This is a genomic window from Terriglobus sp., from assembly GCF_965201105.1.
Taxonomy (GTDB): domain Bacteria; phylum Acidobacteriota; class Terriglobia; order Terriglobales; family Acidobacteriaceae; genus Terriglobus.
In genome coordinates, this window is record NZ_OZ241741.1 from 1,306,980 (window position 1) to 1,323,832 (window position 16,853).

17 protein-coding genes, 1 tRNA gene and 2 pseudogenes are annotated in these 16,853 nt (G+C 61.5%); 9 read left to right on the forward strand and 11 right to left on the reverse strand.

The window, feature by feature from the left end:
• Positions 1-140: 140 nt before the first annotated feature.
• The 8 genes from ACOFKT_RS05720 to ACOFKT_RS05755 form a co-directional block, all read right to left on the reverse strand.
• Complete coding sequence (locus ACOFKT_RS05720; protein ID WP_419806455.1) at positions 141-1,031, reverse strand: EF-hand domain-containing protein; 891 nt, start codon at positions 1,029-1,031, stop codon at positions 141-143.
• Between the two features lie 190 nt (positions 1,032-1,221).
• Complete coding sequence (locus ACOFKT_RS05725; protein ID WP_419806456.1) at positions 1,222-1,863, reverse strand: LolA family protein; 642 nt, start codon at positions 1,861-1,863, stop codon at positions 1,222-1,224.
• A 184-nt stretch (positions 1,864-2,047) separates the two neighbouring features.
• Positions 2,048-2,554: a type IV pilin protein gene (locus ACOFKT_RS05730; RefSeq protein ID WP_419806457.1), complete on the reverse strand. Its 507-nt coding sequence runs from the start codon at positions 2,552-2,554 to the stop codon at positions 2,048-2,050.
• 303 nt (positions 2,555-2,857) lie between these two features.
• The gene (locus tag ACOFKT_RS05735) at positions 2,858-4,183 is read right to left on the reverse strand and encodes a M16 family metallopeptidase (RefSeq protein WP_419806458.1); all 1,326 of its coding nucleotides are present in this window, start codon (positions 4,181-4,183) and stop codon (positions 2,858-2,860) included.
• Positions 4,184-4,214: 31 nt separating this feature from the next.
• The gene (locus tag ACOFKT_RS05740; protein WP_419806459.1) at positions 4,215-4,826 is read right to left on the reverse strand and encodes a GNAT family N-acetyltransferase; all 612 of its coding nucleotides are present in this window, start codon (positions 4,824-4,826) and stop codon (positions 4,215-4,217) included.
• A complete protein-coding gene (locus tag ACOFKT_RS05745; RefSeq protein ID WP_419806460.1) occupies positions 4,823-5,860 on the reverse strand; it encodes a gluconeogenesis factor YvcK family protein in 1,038 nt (345 codons plus the stop codon). Before ACOFKT_RS05745 ends, ACOFKT_RS05740 begins: the two co-directional genes overlap by 4 nt.
• 15 nt (positions 5,861-5,875) lie before the next feature.
• Entirely contained in the window at positions 5,876-6,445 is a 570-nt protein-coding gene (locus ACOFKT_RS05750; RefSeq protein ID WP_419806461.1) for a TPR end-of-group domain-containing protein, read from the reverse strand.
• A 128-nt stretch (positions 6,446-6,573) separates the two neighbouring features.
• A complete protein-coding gene (locus ACOFKT_RS05755; RefSeq protein WP_419806462.1) occupies positions 6,574-7,209 on the reverse strand; it encodes a DUF4254 domain-containing protein in 636 nt (211 codons plus the stop codon).
• Positions 7,210-7,216: 7 nt separating this feature from the next.
• Between ACOFKT_RS05755 and ACOFKT_RS05760 the strand changes: the two genes are divergently transcribed.
• From ACOFKT_RS05760 to ACOFKT_RS05780, 5 genes and pseudogenes are all read left to right on the forward strand, one after another.
• Positions 7,217-8,407 carry a glycosyltransferase family 9 protein gene (locus ACOFKT_RS05760; protein ID WP_419806463.1) on the forward strand — a complete coding sequence of 397 codons (1,191 nt, stop codon included), beginning with the start codon at positions 7,217-7,219 and terminating at the stop codon, positions 8,405-8,407.
• A 2-nt stretch (positions 8,408-8,409) separates the two neighbouring features.
• A complete protein-coding gene (hldE, locus tag ACOFKT_RS05765; protein ID WP_419806464.1) occupies positions 8,410-9,888 on the forward strand; it encodes a bifunctional D-glycero-beta-D-manno-heptose-7-phosphate kinase/D-glycero-beta-D-manno-heptose 1-phosphate adenylyltransferase HldE in 1,479 nt (492 codons plus the stop codon).
• The gene (locus ACOFKT_RS05770; RefSeq protein WP_419806465.1) at positions 9,885-11,087 is read left to right on the forward strand and encodes an ATP-grasp domain-containing protein; all 1,203 of its coding nucleotides are present in this window, start codon (positions 9,885-9,887) and stop codon (positions 11,085-11,087) included. Before hldE ends, ACOFKT_RS05770 begins: the two co-directional genes overlap by 4 nt.
• A 99-nt stretch (positions 11,088-11,186) precedes the next feature.
• A tRNA-Lys gene (locus ACOFKT_RS05775) sits at positions 11,187-11,262 on the forward strand.
• 216 nt (positions 11,263-11,478) lie between these two features.
• A pseudogene (locus ACOFKT_RS05780) lies at positions 11,479-11,586 on the forward strand (hypothetical protein); the annotation flags it as partial.
• Positions 11,587-11,601: 15 nt separating this feature from the next.
• Here the strand turns inward: ACOFKT_RS05780 and ACOFKT_RS05785 are convergent.
• A pseudogene (locus ACOFKT_RS05785) lies at positions 11,602-11,836 on the reverse strand (hypothetical protein); the annotation flags it as partial.
• 322 nt (positions 11,837-12,158) lie between these two features.
• Here ACOFKT_RS05785 and ACOFKT_RS05790 point away from each other — a divergent pair.
• From ACOFKT_RS05790 to ACOFKT_RS05805, 4 genes are all read left to right on the forward strand, one after another.
• On the forward strand, positions 12,159-12,443 hold the full coding sequence (locus tag ACOFKT_RS05790) for a hypothetical protein (protein WP_419806466.1): 285 nt from the start codon (positions 12,159-12,161) through the stop codon (positions 12,441-12,443).
• An 83-nt stretch (positions 12,444-12,526) separates the two neighbouring features.
• The gene (locus ACOFKT_RS05795; protein WP_419807118.1) at positions 12,527-12,829 is read left to right on the forward strand and encodes a transposase; all 303 of its coding nucleotides are present in this window, start codon (positions 12,527-12,529) and stop codon (positions 12,827-12,829) included.
• Between the two features lie 183 nt (positions 12,830-13,012).
• Positions 13,013-14,308 (forward strand): aminotransferase class I/II-fold pyridoxal phosphate-dependent enzyme, encoded by a 1,296-nt coding sequence (locus tag ACOFKT_RS05800; RefSeq protein WP_419806467.1) that lies wholly within the window; start codon positions 13,013-13,015, stop codon positions 14,306-14,308.
• 2 nt (positions 14,309-14,310) lie between these two features.
• Positions 14,311-15,312 carry an NAD-dependent epimerase/dehydratase family protein gene (locus ACOFKT_RS05805; RefSeq protein ID WP_419807119.1) on the forward strand — a complete coding sequence of 334 codons (1,002 nt, stop codon included), beginning with the start codon at positions 14,311-14,313 and terminating at the stop codon, positions 15,310-15,312.
• A gap of 7 nt (positions 15,313-15,319) precedes the next feature.
• On the opposite strand, the gene ACOFKT_RS05810 is transcribed toward ACOFKT_RS05805, so the two are convergent.
• Positions 15,320-16,537 (reverse strand): beta-ketoacyl-[acyl-carrier-protein] synthase family protein, encoded by a 1,218-nt coding sequence (locus ACOFKT_RS05810; protein WP_419806468.1) that lies wholly within the window; start codon positions 16,535-16,537, stop codon positions 15,320-15,322.
• Positions 16,534-16,809 (reverse strand): acyl carrier protein, encoded by a 276-nt coding sequence (locus ACOFKT_RS05815; protein WP_419806469.1) that lies wholly within the window; start codon positions 16,807-16,809, stop codon positions 16,534-16,536. The genes ACOFKT_RS05810 and ACOFKT_RS05815 overlap by 4 nt, the downstream gene beginning before the upstream one ends.
• Positions 16,810-16,853: the final 44 nt, after the last annotated feature.

Consider the following 16,853-nt stretch of genomic DNA (forward strand, 5'->3'; position numbering starts at 1 on the left):
GTGGCTGCTTGCCTGGATGGACGTAACTTTGCTTACAACGAAGACATGACCTCAGGGGCTGAAGCCTTGTTTTCTCAGCTTTATGGCACAAGCAAAGCTGTGCCCTTCCTAACTGTCTTCCACCGTGGTCGATGCGAAGTTCAGCGGGGCTGGGTGGGTGTGGCGGTCCCGCCGCTGGCTGGCGGCAGTCTGGGCGCGGACGGCGCGTCGTTGCGGGGCGCGCCGGGGCTGCGGCCTTGTGGCTGCGTTGCGAAAAAGGTGGTGAGCTCTTCGGCGTTCAGCTTGCCGTCGTGGTTGGTGTCGATCGCCTGGAATTGTGTTTGCAGACGGTCGGGGCATTCTGCCTTGGTCAGGCTGCCGTCTTTGTTGGTGTCCCACTCGTCGAGAACATGCGCGGCGCGCTCGGCGGGCGTCTGCTGGCGGACGAGAATTTCATTGGCTTGGAGGGTGCCATCGGCGTTGGTGTCGAGGGACTTCAGGGCTCCGGGGGCGCTGGCAATTTCGGCGGCGGTGAGCGTGCCATCGTGGTCGATGTCGATGATATTGAGGATCGGGTCGAGGCGGGCCATGCCTTCGGCACCGTTACGGCCGACGGGTCGGCCCTGCGGGCTGGATTGCGAAGCGGAGACCGCGGCGATCTCGTCCGGGGTGAGCTTCCCGTCGTGATCCGTGTCGGCGCGCTGAAAAAGCGGCTGCATGCGCTCGGGCACCTCGTCGGGCGTGAGTACGCCGTCGCCGTTTCGGTCAAGGGCCATGAGGCGCTGCTGAAGTTCGGACTGGCCGGCGCGGGTGGGTTGCTGCGGAAGGTACTCGTCGGCGGTGAGCTCCCCGTCGTGATTGCGGTCCAGGGTGAGCAGGCTTTGCGGAGCGGCTTGGATTTCGTCGGGCGAAAGCTCACCGTCGCGGTTCAGATCCAGAGCCTCAAGCACCAGGCGGCGCGGGGGCTGGCGGTCGGGGACGGGCTGCGCGCGGAGGGCGGGTGCGGCGAGGGCAGCAAGGGTCAAGCAGAGCGCGGCAAGGTGGCGGGTCACAAGCTGAGGGTCCTGAGTGGAATGCGGACTGGTTCGGTCGCTGTTCTGTTTGTAGGGGATTCTGAGCCGGATTGCAAGCCGGACGGGAGAACGGGTCCGGTAAGCGCTTGCGTCGGGTTTGGCTCTGTCGAACTAGCACCTCGCGCGAGAACGCGAAGAATGGGGCACATGGAGTGTGCGGAGGTTCCGGCTAGGAGGGTGGGAGGCCGTCGACGACGGTCACGCCGGTGGGCGGCTGGAAGCGGAAGTCGGCGTCGGTGACGGGAGCGTTTTCCTGTTGGGCGGCGAAGTGGAACTCGGTCGTGCTCTCGTCGATTTCGGTAATGCGCAGGGCGTGAATCTGGCCGGTGGCGGAATCGACAGTGACGGCGATTGCCTGGATGCGCTCGGGTTCGGTGCCGGGGGTGAGGCGGTAGTGCGGTGTGCCGGTGAGGGTAGTGCCCTCTGGGGAGGGCGTGGTGGTGAGGTGGTCGAGTTCTTTCTCGAGTTCGGTGTGGCCGAGCAGGAAGCGCAGGGGGGAGCGGAGGTCATCGAGCTGTTTGGCGGGGATGCGTTGGGCTTCGGTATCGCCGGGGGTGTAGCTGGTGGCGAACTTGCCGTCGAGCACGAAGAGCTTGCCGCTGTTGTAGGTCCAGCGCATGCGGCCGGGTTTTTTCAGGAGGAGGGTGCCGTGTTCTTCGCGGGTCTGGCCCATGCCGCTGTATCGCTCACTGTAGGTGGCGCGCAGGCTGGAGAGGTGGTTGTAGTGGGCGTCGACGCGCTTGGCGAGCGTGAGGGGGTCCTGGCTCTGTGCCCGCGACGTTGTTGCCGTCGCCAAGAATGTCAGGGCCATGAGCGCACATGAGATGCGAGAGATGACAGCCAGCTTGGCGAAGCGAAGCAAGATGCAGGTTTCTCCACTCCGCACCCACGGTGAAGCTGTGGGTGCTCCGGTCGAAATGACAACTTTGTGTTGGCCCAGGTCCAAGCCCAGGTCGAGTTGCATGTGCGTGCTACTGCTGCTCAATAGCCGAGGTTTACTGCAGTGGGACGGAGCAGGAGGTGCCGCCTTTGGGGTCGACCATAATCTGCTGGTTCTCATCGGAGCAGAAGCCGCGGTCGCCGGTCTTGCCGATGGCCTGCGGCACGGCGGTGATCTGGTATCCGGTGTACTGGTCCTGGTTGTTGATGGTGACCTTGGGGCAGTTCACGATGGCAAAGGTGTAGCCGGCCTTCTGGCCGGTGGCCAGGTCCGGAGGGATGAGGCCTGCCGCGGCGGGTGTGGGCGATGTTCCTTTTTCGCCGCCCAGAGCGCCGATGGAACAGGAGTAGCCGTTCTGCGGGTAGGTTTGCGAATACTGCAACTCCGCCGCGACAAGAGCGCGGATGGAGCCGACTGCGGAGGTCTCGTTACCCTGGCGGCGATACCGGGTGATGTTGGGCAGAGCAATCGTGACGATGATGATGATGATCGACATGACGATCAGGAGTTCGATCAGCGTGAAGCCCTGTTCGGAACGGCGGTCGGCGAGGTTGCGGTGCATGGTTCTTATCCTTGGTTCAGTCGGGCTGTATGGTGTGACGTTCTGGCCGGAGCTTTGATTCGTGAAGGGTAGCAGTTCTCCGGGGGCGGGGGTAAGCCGGCGCTGCAGTCCGTGCCGATTGGAGTCTGTCAGACCCCATTCTTCGCGCAAAAAAGCGCGCGAGGATGGGGCACATGAGAGTTCCAAAAATGCAGGTTTCTCCACTACAGGCGAACGATGAAGCTGTTCGCCTTCCGGTCGAAATGACAATGTCTACGGTTTCCGCCGAAATGACAATGTCGTGACGCGATCCTCAACAGTGCATTAGCAGGCGAGTTGGTCGCGGGTGATCTTGAGGGTGCCGAGATTGCCGAGGAGTGTCAGTGAGATCTCCTCGGAAAGGAAGAGTTCGCGGGCGACGCGCTGGAGATCGGCGGCGGAGACGCGGTTGACCTCGCGGGTGATCTCTTCTGTGGTGACGAAGCGGCCGTAGTACATCTGCTGGCGCGCGAGGTTGGACATGCGCGAGGCGGAGCTTTCGAGGCCAAGGATGATGTTGCCCTTGGACTGGTCCTTGGCGCGGGTGAGCTCTTCTTCGCTGACAGGTTCGTCCTTGAGCAGGCGCAGTTCCTTGAGTATGAGTTCAATCATCTCCGGTGTTTTTTCGATGGAGGTGCCGGCGTAGATATTGAGCGCGCCGGTGTCGCGGAAGGGGGAAAGCTCGGAATAGATGGAGTAGGCGAGGCCGGCCTCTTCGCGGACCGTCTGGAAGAGGCGCGAGCTCATGCCGCCGCCCAGGATGTTGTTGAGCAGATAGAGCACGAAGCGGTCGGGTGAGTCTACGGGCGGCGCTGGAACGCCGAGGCAGAGCTGGACCTGTTCGAGTGATTTCTTGTTGCGCAGGGTGATATGCGGCGTGGCGGTCGGGGCGGGGAAGCCTTCGTGGGTGAAGCTGCTGGCCGGAAGGCCGCCGAAGTGTTGTTCGATGAGGGCGAGCATGGTGTCGTGCTCGAGATTGCCGGCGGCGGAGAAGACCATGTTGGCAGGCGTGAAGCGCGCGGTGTGGAAGGCGCGGACGGCGTCGGCGTCGAAGGAGGAGACGGTTTTGGCGGTGCCGAGGATGGAACGCGCGAGCGGGTCGCCTTTCCAGAAGTTGGCGACGTGCAGCTCATGAACGAGGTAGTCGGGATTGTCCTCGTCCATTTTGATTTCTTCCAGGATGACGGACTGTTCGCGGGTGACGTCGTCGGCCGCGAATGTGGGGTGCAGGACAAGATCGGCGAGGATGTCCATGGCGCGTGGAACGTTTTCGTCGAGCACCTTGATGTTGAAGCAGACGGTTTCCTTGCCAGTAAAGGCGTCGAGGTTGCCGCCGATGGCGTCGGTCTCACGGGCGAGCTGTTTGGCGTCTCGGGTCGTGGTGCCTTTGAAGACCATGTGTTCGACAAAGTGCGAGATGCCGTTTTGCTCGGCGGCTTCGTCGCGGGAGCCGGTGCCGATCCACACGCCCATGCTGACGGAGCGCATGTGGGGCATTGATTCGGTGAGGACAAGCAGGCCGTTGGGCAGGTTGGTTTTACGAATGTTGCGTTCGGGAGTTGCGGTGGCCGCCAGGGTGGGATTGTCGGCGGCGAGGAGGATTTCTGCCATGGCTCTAGTTTAGTCGTGCGTGACGATGCCCTTATACGGGCAGAGGTTCTGCGGCGATACGGGCGAGCAGGCGGGCTTCGACGGCGGGCCATTCGCGGTCGAGAATGCTGTACCAGTGGGTGTCGCGAGAGGTGCCGTCGGGCATGATGAGGTGATTGCGGAAGACACCTTCAAAGGTGGCGCCGATCTTTTCCATGGCGCGCTGCGAGCGCAGGTTCGCGTGATGCGTCTTCAGGGCGACGCGGCGCAGGTGCAGGGTTTCGAAGCAATGGCGAAGCTGGAGCAGCTTGACGCGCACGTTGAAGCCGGTGCCGCGCAGATCGGGCGCGATCCACGTCCAGCCGATTTCGCCGGTGCGGTGTTGCTGGTTCCAGTCGGCGAGGCGCGTGGAGCCTGCGATACGTGGGTTGCCGTCTCCCAGCAGTGCCGTCGTCCAGACTTGCGCGGTGCCGGCATCTGCTTGTGCGAGTGCGCGGTCGATGAAAGCCGCGAGCAGATCGGGGGTTGCGCCGGACTCAGACATCCACTGCCAGGTCGAGGGATCGTGCGTCTCGCTGAGCGCCGATGCATGCGAGCGCGCGATCGGGATGAGCCGGACGCCGTAGCCCTGGAGCACGGGCGTGGTGTTTGCAGAACCGTTCACCGGGGCCGCCCACGGCCGCCGAGATCGATCAGGGTTTCCGCGAGCCGGTCGTAGTCATGACGCAGCACCTGGCCTTCGCGGACGAAGTTGCCGGTGATGGGCGTGACGTTGAGGGCGCGCACAGCTTCCAAATCCGGCAGGATCGGGGTCTGACCCTCGCGCGCATATCGTTCCACCAGGTCGGGCGACAGAGGAGCGTCGTTAATCAGGGCGTAGTCGAAGATGCGGCCGCCGGTGTGGTCCTGGATGCGGCTGAGATGTTGCGACGCGGTCAGGCCGAGCGACTCGTTCGCCTGCGTCATCAGGTTGCAGATGTAGACGCGGGTGGCGCGCGATGCGGCCAGCGCCTCCGGGATGCCGTGTACCAGCAGGTTGGTGATGAGCGAGGTGTAGAGCGAGCCGGGGCCGAGTGTGATCAGGTCTGCCTCCGCGATGGCGCGCAGCGTCTGTGGCATGGGTGGCGCGTCGGCGGGACGCATGTGCAGCTCGCGGATGGTTTTCTGGGAGGCGGTGATGTTGGTTTCACCTTCAACAATCGTGCCGTCGTTCATGACGGCGGACAGATGGACGTCGGTATTGGTGGCAGGGAAGATCTGGCCGCGCGCGGCGAGCACCTGCGACGACATCTGGACGGCCTGCGAGAAGTCGCCGGTGATATGGGTGAGTGCAGCGAGGAAAAGATTGCCGAAGGAATGGCCGCCAAGGCCGGTTTCCTGTCCGTCTTCCGCTTCCGGGAAACGGAACTGAAAGAGATGCGAAAGCAGCGACTCGTCTTCTGAGAGCGCGGCGATGCAGTTGCGCACGTCGCCCGGCGGAAGCATGCGAAGATCGCGGCGCAGGCGCCCCGAGGAGCCGCCGTCGTCGGTGACGGTGACCACGGCGGTGAGCTGCGCGATGCAGGCGGGCGTCGGGCCGGTGTCGGTCGCGGCAGCCGCGAGCGGCTTCGTGAAATGCTTGAGACCGCGCAACAGGGTGGACAGGCCGGTGCCGCCGCCGATGGCAACGACACGCAGCGGCCGCTCAGTGCTGCACATGATTATGGGTCGGTGTCATGCGTCCGGGTAGAGCAGCTCGGTGAAGCGTGGGTCGTCGCTCATTCCCTGGAAATCGGAGTCGGCCCGCGCCTGGAAGCGGTTTTGCGCCTTTAGACGGATGGCCTGACCCAGCTTGTCCAGGCAGCTTTCCGCGTCACCGGTCATGCTGGCGAGAACCGCCAGGCCGTAGAAGCCGTAATCGGCGTTCGGATCACCAGCAATGATCTCGGTCAGGTGTTCACGGGCTTCTTCGTACTGGCCGTCGTTCAGCAGGCTGATTGCGAAGTCGTACTGCTCTTCGGCGTTGCTGAAGTGGTGTTCGCCCTTTGCGGACTGCGCCACACACGCGGCCAGGTACATCCGAATGCGGTCTGTCAGTTCGGGCGGCGCCTGCTTCAGCAATCTTTCCATGGCCGGGTGGGCTTCACCGAATTTTCCCTGCTGCATGAGGGTGACCGCAGCCTGGTAGTCGGCCATGACAGCCTCGCGTTTCGGGTCGGGAATGGCGGCGATGACGCCTTCCAGAGTCCTGGGCTTCTTTGCAGCTTTTCCAGCGGATTGGTTCGGAGTCTTCGTCAGTGCCATAAGCTTTGTGTCCTAGGAGGCGCGGGTCTCCTGATGAGAAACCGCCGTGAAATGGAATGTCGCGCCCGTCTCAGCGTTATACGCAAGCGGCGTCAAGCGGTCAAGGCGACACGCTTAGACGGCAAAAGCTAACGGGAAATCTGCTGCTGCTGTCTTTCGGCAGAATAAAGTACGGGGTTGAGCGAAGGATCGTTGTACATCTTCATCTGGCGGTAGCGTTTAAAGCGTCGTTCGCCGTTCAGAATGGCCGCCCACAGGGCGGCGAGACAGCCCGCCAGGTCATTCTGCTGTTCGCGGAGCGCCGCGAGCCGGAGCCCGTTCTGCTCGCGATGCGCGGCATCGGTGTCCTCGCGCTGTGCCTCAAAGGCCGTGTGAAACAGCTTGAGCGACAGAATGGACAGGCGGTCGAGTATCTGGCCGGGCGTTTCCGAGTGCAGGGGCGCGCCGGCCGCCGGCAGATTGCGACCTGCGAGTGCCTGCAGGAGCGCGTCGTCGATCCGTTCCGCGGTGTCGTTGCGGCGCTGATTCACCTCGTCGATGGCGCGCTTCGTTGCCGCGACGGCCGCGTCGCCGCTTGTGAGATCGCGGGCCTGGTCTTCCAGATGCCAGAGCTCAAAGTTGGCAAGGTGAAGATCGAAGAGTTCGCCCTGAGGGGCCGGCTTTTCCTGGTGCCAGCGAGCCGTGGCTCGATTCAGGGCAGCGGTGGTGGCGGATGCCTGAGCGCACGCCTGCTCCAATTCTCTTGTCTGCCCCTCTTGTAGCATGTCCCTGATGAGTGTAGACGCGCAGGGTGACGATGCGCAGCGTGAGGGTACGCAGCCGGCTGAGCCAGAACGTCGTTCCGCGCGGGGGTCAGCGGCAAAGCCTGCGCACGATGCTGCTTTACGCGTCGATGCGGATGTGCGGCGGGTGCTTGTCTTCCGGCTGGGCAGCCTGGGGGACACGCTGGTCGCGCTGCCCAGCTTTCACCTGATCGAGCAGGCGTTTCCGAAGGCGGAGCGCCGGCTGCTGACCAACATTCCCGTTACGTCGCGCGCGCCAGCAGCAGCGGCTGTGCTGGGCGATTCGGGGCTGATCCACCGTTACGAGAGCTACCCGGTGGGCACTCGGAATCCATTGCGGCTGCTGGCGCTGTTGTTGCGTCTGCGGCGGTTTCGCCCGGAGGTGGCGATTTATCTAAAGGCCGAAACGAACGCGCAACGCAGCTTGCGCGACCGCCGCTTTTTGCGGCTGACCGGGGCCAGGCGGATCGTGGGCGTTGCCGCAGGTAGCGAGACAGAGGCGCACCGCATGCCGGACGGGTCATGGGAGCCCGAGGTGGAGCGGTTGCTGCGAAGTCTTGCCGATTTGGGGTCAATGGACGCGGGCAGCCGGGCGGCCTGGGACTTGCGGCTGACGAATGCGGAGCGGGACCGTGCCGATGCGGTGCGAGCGCCGCTTCGCGAGCGGCCCTTCTTCGCGGCGAGCATCGGGACCAAGGTGCAGGCAAAGGATTGGGGCGTTCGCAACTGGGCCGAGTTGTTGCGTGAGGTCGCGAAGCAGCACCCCGGCTATGGTCTGCTGCTGGCCGGTGCGCCGGAAGAGCGGGAGAGCAGCGAAACGGTCGCGGCCGCATGGAGGGACGTTGCCGAAGCGGGCCCGGCGCTGAACGTGTGCGGTGCGCTTTCTCCACGCGAGACGGCGGCAGCCTTTTCGAACGCGCGTGCGTTCCTGGGGCATGACAGCGGTCCGATGCACCTTGCCGCCGCGATGGGAGTGCCCGTGATCGCAGTTTTTTCCGCACGCAACCAGCCGCGCACCTGGTTTCCGTACGGCACGCCCTCGCGCGTGCTCTACCATCGGGTGGACTGCTGGGGTTGCGGGCTGGAGACCTGCATCGCGCAGCGAAAGAAATGCCTGCTCTCCATTACCGTTCCAGAGGTGCTGACCGCATTGCATGATCTGTTAGAAGGAGCCGCGTAGGCATGTTGCCGGAAGTTGCAAGGGTGCTGGAGTTGTTGGAGCACGGATTCCGTTCGCTGCGGGTGCTTGTGGTGGGCGACCTGATGCTGGACCGCTACGTGGAAGGCGATGTGGAGCGCATATCGCCCGAGGCGCCGGTGCCCGTGTTGCGGCAGGTGCGCGAGTATAGCCGGCCTGGTGGCGCCGCCAATGTGGCGATGAACCTGGCGGGTCTTGGCTTGCAGACTTCGCTGTGTGGACGGCTTGGGGTGGATGCTGCGGGTGCTGAATTGCGACAGCTTGTGCAAGAAGCGGGCGTCCATGCCGAGAATGTCATTGCGTCTGCGGCGGCGACGATCACCAAAACGCGCGTGGTCAGCCGCACCCAGCAACTGCTTCGCCTGGACGTGGAGACCAGGGAAGCGCCGCCGCAGCACGAAGATGACGCGCTGGTGGAGCGCGCGGCAGGTGCTGTCGCCGGCATGCATGCGGTCGTGCTTTCGGATTACGCGAAGGGCACGCTTTCGCCGCAGGTCTGCCGTGCCGTGATTGGGGCTGCAAGGCGCAGGGGCATTCCCGTGCTGGTCGACCCGAAGACGCGCGACCTGGGGCGCTACCGTGGAAGCACGACGATCTGCCCCAATCTAGCGGAACTTTCCATGGCGACCGGCGTCGCTGCGCATCAGACGGAGGCGCTGCTGGCTGCGGCGCACGAACTTCTGCAGCAGCTTGACATCGAGTTTCTGACCGTGACGATGAGCGAGCGCGGCATCCGCGTGTTGCAGCGGGAGCAGCCCGATTTCGTCTCGCCGGCAAAGGCGCGAGAGGTGTACGACGTTTCCGGCGCGGGCGACACCGTGATTGCGACGTTGGCTGCAAGCCTGGCCGCGGGTTTAGGCTTGCCGGCCGCGGTAGAGCTGGCAAATTTGGCAGCTGGTATTGTAGTTGGCAAGCTTGGCACGGTTCCTGTCCACGCGGGCGAACTGGTCAGCCAACTCACGCAGTCGCCTACTGTGTCCTCCAACGAGAAGGTGCTTGCGCGTGAGCGCGCCAGGGCGCGTGTGGAGGAGTGGCGTGCCGCGGGTGAGACGATTGTGTTCACCAATGGCTGCTTTGACCTGCTGCATGTGGGTCATATCACGTTGCTGGAAGATTGCCACCGCTTCGGCAGCAAGCTGGTCGTTGCATTGAATACGGACGCGTCTGTTTCCAGGCTGAAGGGACCGAGCCGCCCGATTGTTGGCGAGAACGAGCGCGCGAAGGTGATGGCCGCGCTGGCTGCGGTGGACCTGGTAACCCTGTTCGACGAGCCGACGCCACTGAACCTGATTGAGATCTTGCGGCCCGACGTTCTTGTAAAGGGTGGAGACTACACCGTGCAGACGGTCGTGGGACACGAGGTCGTGGCAGGGTATGGTGGCCGCGTTCAGATTGTGCCTACCGTCGCGGGCTTTTCAACGACAAACATCGTGCGCAAATTGACCGCAGGAGTGAGCGCGTGACCGATCGCAAACCGGTGATGCTGTGCATCGCGAGTTATGAGAAGGGCCAGGCGTTTCTACGGACCGCTGCCGCCAAGGGTTGCAGTGTCGTTCTGCTGACGGCGGAGCGGCTGCGCGATGGAAACTGGCCTCGCGATGCGTTGTACGAGATGCACACGATGAGCGACGAGGCGAGCCCGGCGGAGGTGTTGCGCCGTGTGCAATACCTGGCGCGTCACTTGCACATCGATCGCGTGGTGCCGCTGGATGAGTTTGATCTGGAAGCCGCGGCGCTGGTCCGCGAGGAGCTGCGTCTGCCCGGCATGGGCCAGACGACCACACGCAACTTCCGCGACAAGCTGGCGATGCGCTTTGCCGCACAACGTGCCGGACTGCTGGTGCCGCCGTTCTCGCCGGTACTGAACTACGACGATCTGCGTGTCTTTCTGGAAAACACGCGCGGGCCGTGGCTGCTGAAGCCGAGGACAAGTGCCTCGGCAGTGGGCATCCGCGTAATTCAGACTGCGGGCGAACTGTGGCGCAACCTGGAGGAGCTGGGCGAAGAACAGACCAAGTTCCTGCTGGAATGTTTTATTCCCGGCGAGGTGTACCACGTCGATTCAATCTGCTGGAGCCGCAACCTGCTGGCGCAGGCGGTGCACCGGTACGGTACCCCGCCGATGTCCCTGATGCACAAGGGCGGTGTGTTCACCACGCAGACTGTGGCGCGCAGCAGCATGGAAGCGCGCGATCTGCGAGCGGCCGATGCCAAGCTGCTGCCTGCGTTGGGCATGGTCAGCGGCGTGACTCATTCGGAGTTCATTCGGAGCGAAAGCGGGAACCTGTATTTTCTGGAAACGGCGGCACGGGTGGGCGGTGCCTTCATTGCGGAGCTGATCGAGTTTTCGACTGGCGTGAATCCGTGGATGGAGTGGGCGCGCATCGAAGTTGCCATGCTACGCGGAGAGGACTACCACCTGACGAATTTGCGCGAGCAGTACGCGGGTTCGGTTATTTGCCTTGCCAAGCAGGAGGCGCCGGACCTGAGTGCCTACCACGATCCCGAGGTGGTTTTCCGCATCAAGCAGAAGCATCACGCAGGGTTGATTGTGCTGTCGCCATCGGCAGACCGTGTTCGAGATCTGGTTGGCAGCTACCAGCATCGTTTCGAGCGCGACTTCTGCACCTCTTTGCCCGCGCCCGACAAGCCGACCAGCTAGTAATGGCACATAGCGCCACGCCGTGAGAAGGACGTGGCCGATGCGATATGCTGGTGAAGACATCCTTCAGGGCTGGCGTCGATTGTGCCGGCATCGTGTGAGAGCTTAGCTCAGTTGGTAGAGCATCGCCCTTTTAAGGCGCTGGTCCTGGGTTCGAGCCCCAGAGCTCTCACCACTTAATTTCCGTAAATGAATAGGTAGAGTGGGCTTAGTAGCCCGCCCTTATCGCTGGATGGTTACATCGGCAAGATCCGCAGGAAACCGAGCCTTTCTCTTGAAGCTCTCGATACTTTAGTCAAGTCGTTCCTGCTTCATACCTATCTTCCAGGCCAGAGCCGAGGACGAGCTTTCGCCTGTCCAGCGCTGAGAGAAAGGCGGTTTCCTGCCACGCATGCCGGACTCGCTGGAACGTCTCGATCTGCTGCTGGTGCACGAGGCGAAGGAGCGCAAGGTTCGCCCCGGCAGAGTTCACTTTCTGCGTCTGCGTTACCTCTCCCCTGTTCTTGCCGCGTATACAGGCGAATCGGTCACGGTGCGATTTGATCCACGCGATTTGGGCGTCGGCATCGAAGCTGAGAGACTTGCCGACCTCGCGTGCTGCGGAACGGCCGCGATAAGTGATGACGTTGGCACACATGGCCGCACTGAGCTGGCCGTAGCGTTGGTAGACGTACTGGATCGCGCGCTCGGTCGTCACCGGAAGGCAGGTCCAGGTCGATGTCAGGCCACTCGCCGCGAACCTCGGAGAGGATCAGGCTCGTAGGATCAGTGATCAGCCTCAGTTTCGCCTCGCACTTCAAAACCTGAAAATAAGTAGGAGAGAGCGGAACCGGACCGGAAGAGCTGTAGCTAGGGTCATCGCGGTGCGCATCACGCCATGCTTCGTCACGCATCCGTACAGCCTCAAGGCGAGTGCGTGAAGTCGCAGAGAGAACAGCACGAGGGTCCAAAACGCAGCCGATAGGGAGCGTAGAACCGAGGCGGCTCACAAAAGCACTTGCCTGCAAGCAGCAGAACCGGGAACGGCGCCTCGCACGCCATCGGGAGCTGATCACACTCATAGACAGCGGGATGAATCGATCCGAAGCCGCGCGGCACATGAGCCTTCCGCTCCGCACCGTGCAGCGCTGGCTCTCGTATGGCGTCATCCCGGAGCGCAAGCAGCGCGTCTACCCGAGCATTGTCGACGAATATGGACCCTACCTGGAAAAGCGCTACGCCGAAAGCTGCCGGCAGATAACGCGGCTCTGGCGGGAGGTGCAAAGGATGGGCTTCGAAGGGCAGGCCTCCGCAATGCGCCACTGGTTGCGGCAGCGCTTCGGTTCGCCGAAGGATGCGAGGACGCAAGTACCGTAGAAGCGATCCGCACCTGTCTCACCGCAGCGGGTTGCATGGCTGATGCTGAGGGCTGATCCATACGGCATCGCTACCTGAAGAAGCTGTACCGGCAGTCTCCAGAGATCGCCTCGCTCGGCCACGTTGCGCGTGAGCTCTTCGAGATGATCCGCACTCACAATGCTGTTGCATGGCCGCAATGGCTGGAGAAAGCTGATACTTCACCACTGGCCCCTTCGCTAGACGACTTTCTGAGAGATCAGAAGGCAGTCCTGGCGGCGCTGGAACTGCCCTGGAGTAACGGCATGGTAGAAGGACAGATCCACCGCTTGAAGCTGCTCAATCGACAGATGTATGGCCGAGCCGGCTTCGACCTGCTAAAGCTGCGCGTCCTGCGCGCTGCCTGATCGTGCTGCCGGGCAAGCTTCCGCGGACCCGCGCGGCTGCTTCACCAAATGTGTGCCAGAACCCAACTTCCGGCCCCGAAACGACACTCCACGACAAGCGAACTCGCAATCTAACAACCTCATAATCAGGGGTTTAGAAAGCTTCTCGTCGATCGAATGTGGTGAACGCTTAAGATTACTGAAATGGACTTCCCGCTGACCACCTTCCCAATCACACAAGAGAAACGTGATTTTCCTTCCTCTTCCGGAGAGATGTTCGGGGACTACTTTGCAGCGAGCCGCTCATGGAGCTTCAAAAAAACAGACCTCTTGGACGCACGCGCCCGCCGCATTTTCGAGGGTACTGCCCTTGCGGTCGCCTCCGATGCCTATCCGTTCCATATGCCGCTACAGGCAAAAGCGGGTCCCTATGTGACCGCGGACGGGCACCAGATGTTGATGATGTCGTCCTACGACTACTTGGGACTCATTGGGGATGCGCGAATCGATCAAGCTGCAATCGAAGCGGTCAATCAGTACGGCACAAGCACGAGTGGCGCTCGGCTGCTTACAGGAACGCTCGATATTCATCGCAAGATGGAAGCGAAATTGGCGGCATTCAAGGGAACACAAGACGCGCTCACCGTAAGCTCTGGCTACCTTGCGAATCTTGCGGTGATCTATGGATTATTCGGCCCATCTGACCGCGTGATTATCGATGAGCTCTGTCACCGTAGTCTGCTGGACGCTTGCCGGATGGCAGGTGTCCAGTTGCAGCGGTTTCGTCATAACAATCCGCAATCCCTGCGTGATGAGCTGAGCAAAGCGTCGTCAACAAACCGGACTCTGGTGATCTCGGATGGTGTGTTTTCGATGGATGGCGACATCTGCTGTCTGCCAGACTTGATCAGTCTCAAGAAAGAGTTTGGTTTCTTCCTCATGATCGACGAGGCGCATGCATCCGGCGTCCTTGGTCGCACCGGCCGTGGCACCGATGAGCACTTCGGTGTTCTCACCGGGGACATCGACATCTGGACCGGCTCCCTCGCGAAGTCGATTCCGGCAAGTGGCGGCTTTGTCGCTGTATCGCAGGAGGTTGCGATCTACCTGCAACATGCGTCCTCGCCCTACATCTTCTCGGCTGCGATGGCAGCTTCGTCAGTGGCCGCAATCTCGATGGCGCTTTCCATTCTTCATGACGAGCCCGAGCGAGTGAGTGTGCTTCGGCGCAATTCTGACTTTCTTCGCAAAGGTCTCCAGCAACTCGGCTACGACACCGGTCTGTCGCAGACCGCGGTGATTCCCGTGATTCTGAGGGACGAAGCGACAACAGCCCTCTTCGCCAGAAAGCTCCGAAATTACGGCATCATTGCCGCGCCTGTCATGTTCCCAGCTGTGGCGCAGGGCTTGGCCAGGTTAAGGTTATGCGTAACCGCAGCGCATACTCTTGAACAACTGACCTTCGTTCTGGACGTGTTTCGGCAGATAGCGGAGGAGTAGCGCTGCGAGCCACGGTTACTGGAGCAAGCGGATTTCTTGGTGGTCGCCTCTGCCAAATGCTCGATGCCCTTGGCGTCGAGGTGGTCGCGCTCATTCGGCCAAATTCTGAGATTCGGCACCTGAAGCAAACTTCCGTCCGTATCGTTCGAGGAGACTTACTGGACCAAGTAGCCGTGACGGAAGCGCTTCACGGTGCAACGCACATCTTTCATTGCGCGGCCTGTTCTACCGACTGGGCGCCCGAGAAGACCTACTTCGAGGCGAACGTTCTCGGGACACAGAGCCTGGTACATGCCGCGGTCCAGCTTCCAAAATTTGAACGCTTCCTGCATGTGAGCACGACGGATGTCTACGGCTATCCAGAGACTCCGTGCGATGAAACGCAAGCGCCGGTGGAGACCGCATTACCTTACAACCGCACCAAGCTGCAGGGTGAGAGAGCAGTGTGGTCGGCTGGCCGGGAGCAGGGACTGCCCTTCACCATCGTTCGGCCCGGTACGATCTATGGGCCGCGTGGAAAAGACTTCACGACCGATATGGCTGCCTTGCTCAAGCAACGACTCATGGCGTACATCAATGGAGGTTCGGCAACTGGGGGCTTCACGTATGTTGACAACGTGGTAGAAGCCATGCTGGCTGCTTCGCAGAGCCCGGCGACGCTGGAGGAGGCCTTCAACGTCGCGGACGGCACGGGTGCAACGTGGAAGAACTACCTGGAACAGTTCGCCGCACAGCTTGGAACAAAGCCACCGTGGATTGATCTTTCTTTCCGGGCAGCCATATCAATCGCACGCGTCCTGGAAACGCCGCACCGCCTCGGAATTCCTGGAAAGCCCTTGCTGACCCGACACGCGGTGTATCTTCTCGGGCGTGACCAGGAATTTCCGAATCGAAAGGCAAGGAATGCTTTTGGATTCGTTCCGACGGTCGGCATCGAAGAAGGGATTAGTCGCTCGGTGAGATGGCTGCGGGATGGCCGTATAGATCGGCGTAGAGCGGAGTGAACCGCGACTATGGATACGCCCGAAAGGCCAGAACGGCATTCAGTCCGCCGAAAGCAAAGGAATTGGACAGACAGGCTTCAACAGATACATGTCTCGCTTCGTTCGGGATCACGTCGAGATCGCACTCAGGATCAAATTTGGTGAAGTTTGCGGTCGGTGGCAGCAATCCATTGCGTAGGGACAGAGCACACGCAACAGCTTCCAGCGCGCCGGCGGCCCCCAGTGCGTGGCCGTGCATTGACTTGGTCGAACTTACCAGCAGTTTGTCACTCAAACTGCCGAACGCCTGTTTGATTCCACTTGTTTCGCTGCGATCGTTGGCTTGTGTCGCTGTTCCATGTGCATTGATGTAGCCGAACTGCTCGTCGGCAAGACCTGAATCGCGGATCGCTCGTCGCATAGCCAGGGCGGCACCCTGAGGCGATGGTTGCGTGAGATGGCTCGCATCGGAGGACATCCCAAAACCAACGATCTCTGCGATCGGCCTGGCACCACGCGCCAGTGCAGCGTCCAATGGTTCCATTACCAGCATCGCGCCACCTTCGCCAAGCACCAGTCCGGAACGGTCCGCGGAGAAGGGGCGGCAGGTGTCTTTGCTCATCACGCGCATCGCTTCCCACGCCTTCAGTCCGCCTAGGAACATCGGGGCTTCACTACCACCGGCAATTGCCATCGGCACCGCACCGGAACGCACCATCGCGAAAGCCTGTCCAATAGCGTGTGCCGCAGAAGAGCAGGCAGTGGAAACCGTGTACGTCGGGCCTGCGACGGTGTAACGCATCGAGATATGGCTGGCACCGGCATTGCTCATGCTGAGGGGTATCGTGAGCGGGTGCACGCGCGTGCGGTTATGGTGGAAGAGCTCCCAATATCCTGCTTCTTCCGCGCCGCGTCCGCCCAGGCAAGAACCTGTCACAATCGCGGTCTTTTCCCGAAGGTCCTCTGTCCACTCGATGCCCGCCTGCTGGACTGCTTCTTCTGCGGCGATCAGTGCGAACTGTGCGAAGCGGTCGAGGAAGGCGAGTTCCTTTGAAGAAAAGTGCTGCTCTGGATCGTACCCATGTATTTCCGCGGCATGACTGAACCTCAATTGGGTTGCATCTACCGAGGTAATTGGGCCGATGGCAGATCTGCCTGCTTCAAGAGCGTTCCAGAACGCACTCTGGTCCGGGCCCAACGCGCTTACGACGCCCATGCCTGTGAGAACAACTCGCTGTTGTGTCATGAAGCTTCGGATGAGATCTGGTTCTTTTGTTCTTTTGCGGCCAGCATATGCTCGATCCCAACTACCATTTCCTGCATATTCGTAACCTTCTTGGCCTCTTCATCGTTAATCGCGATGTCGAATTCTCCCTCGAGATCGAAGAGGATGTTGAGGCGATCGAGCGAATCTATGCCAAGTTCCTCAAATGTACTGTCTGGTCGTACGGACTCCAGAGGCAGTTGCTGCTTTGTCGCGATTACTCGAAGAACTCTTTCCTGAACGGTCTCGCTCATAGGTAAGCTGTACTCCTCCGCTGTACAATCTCATCCTACTTCCT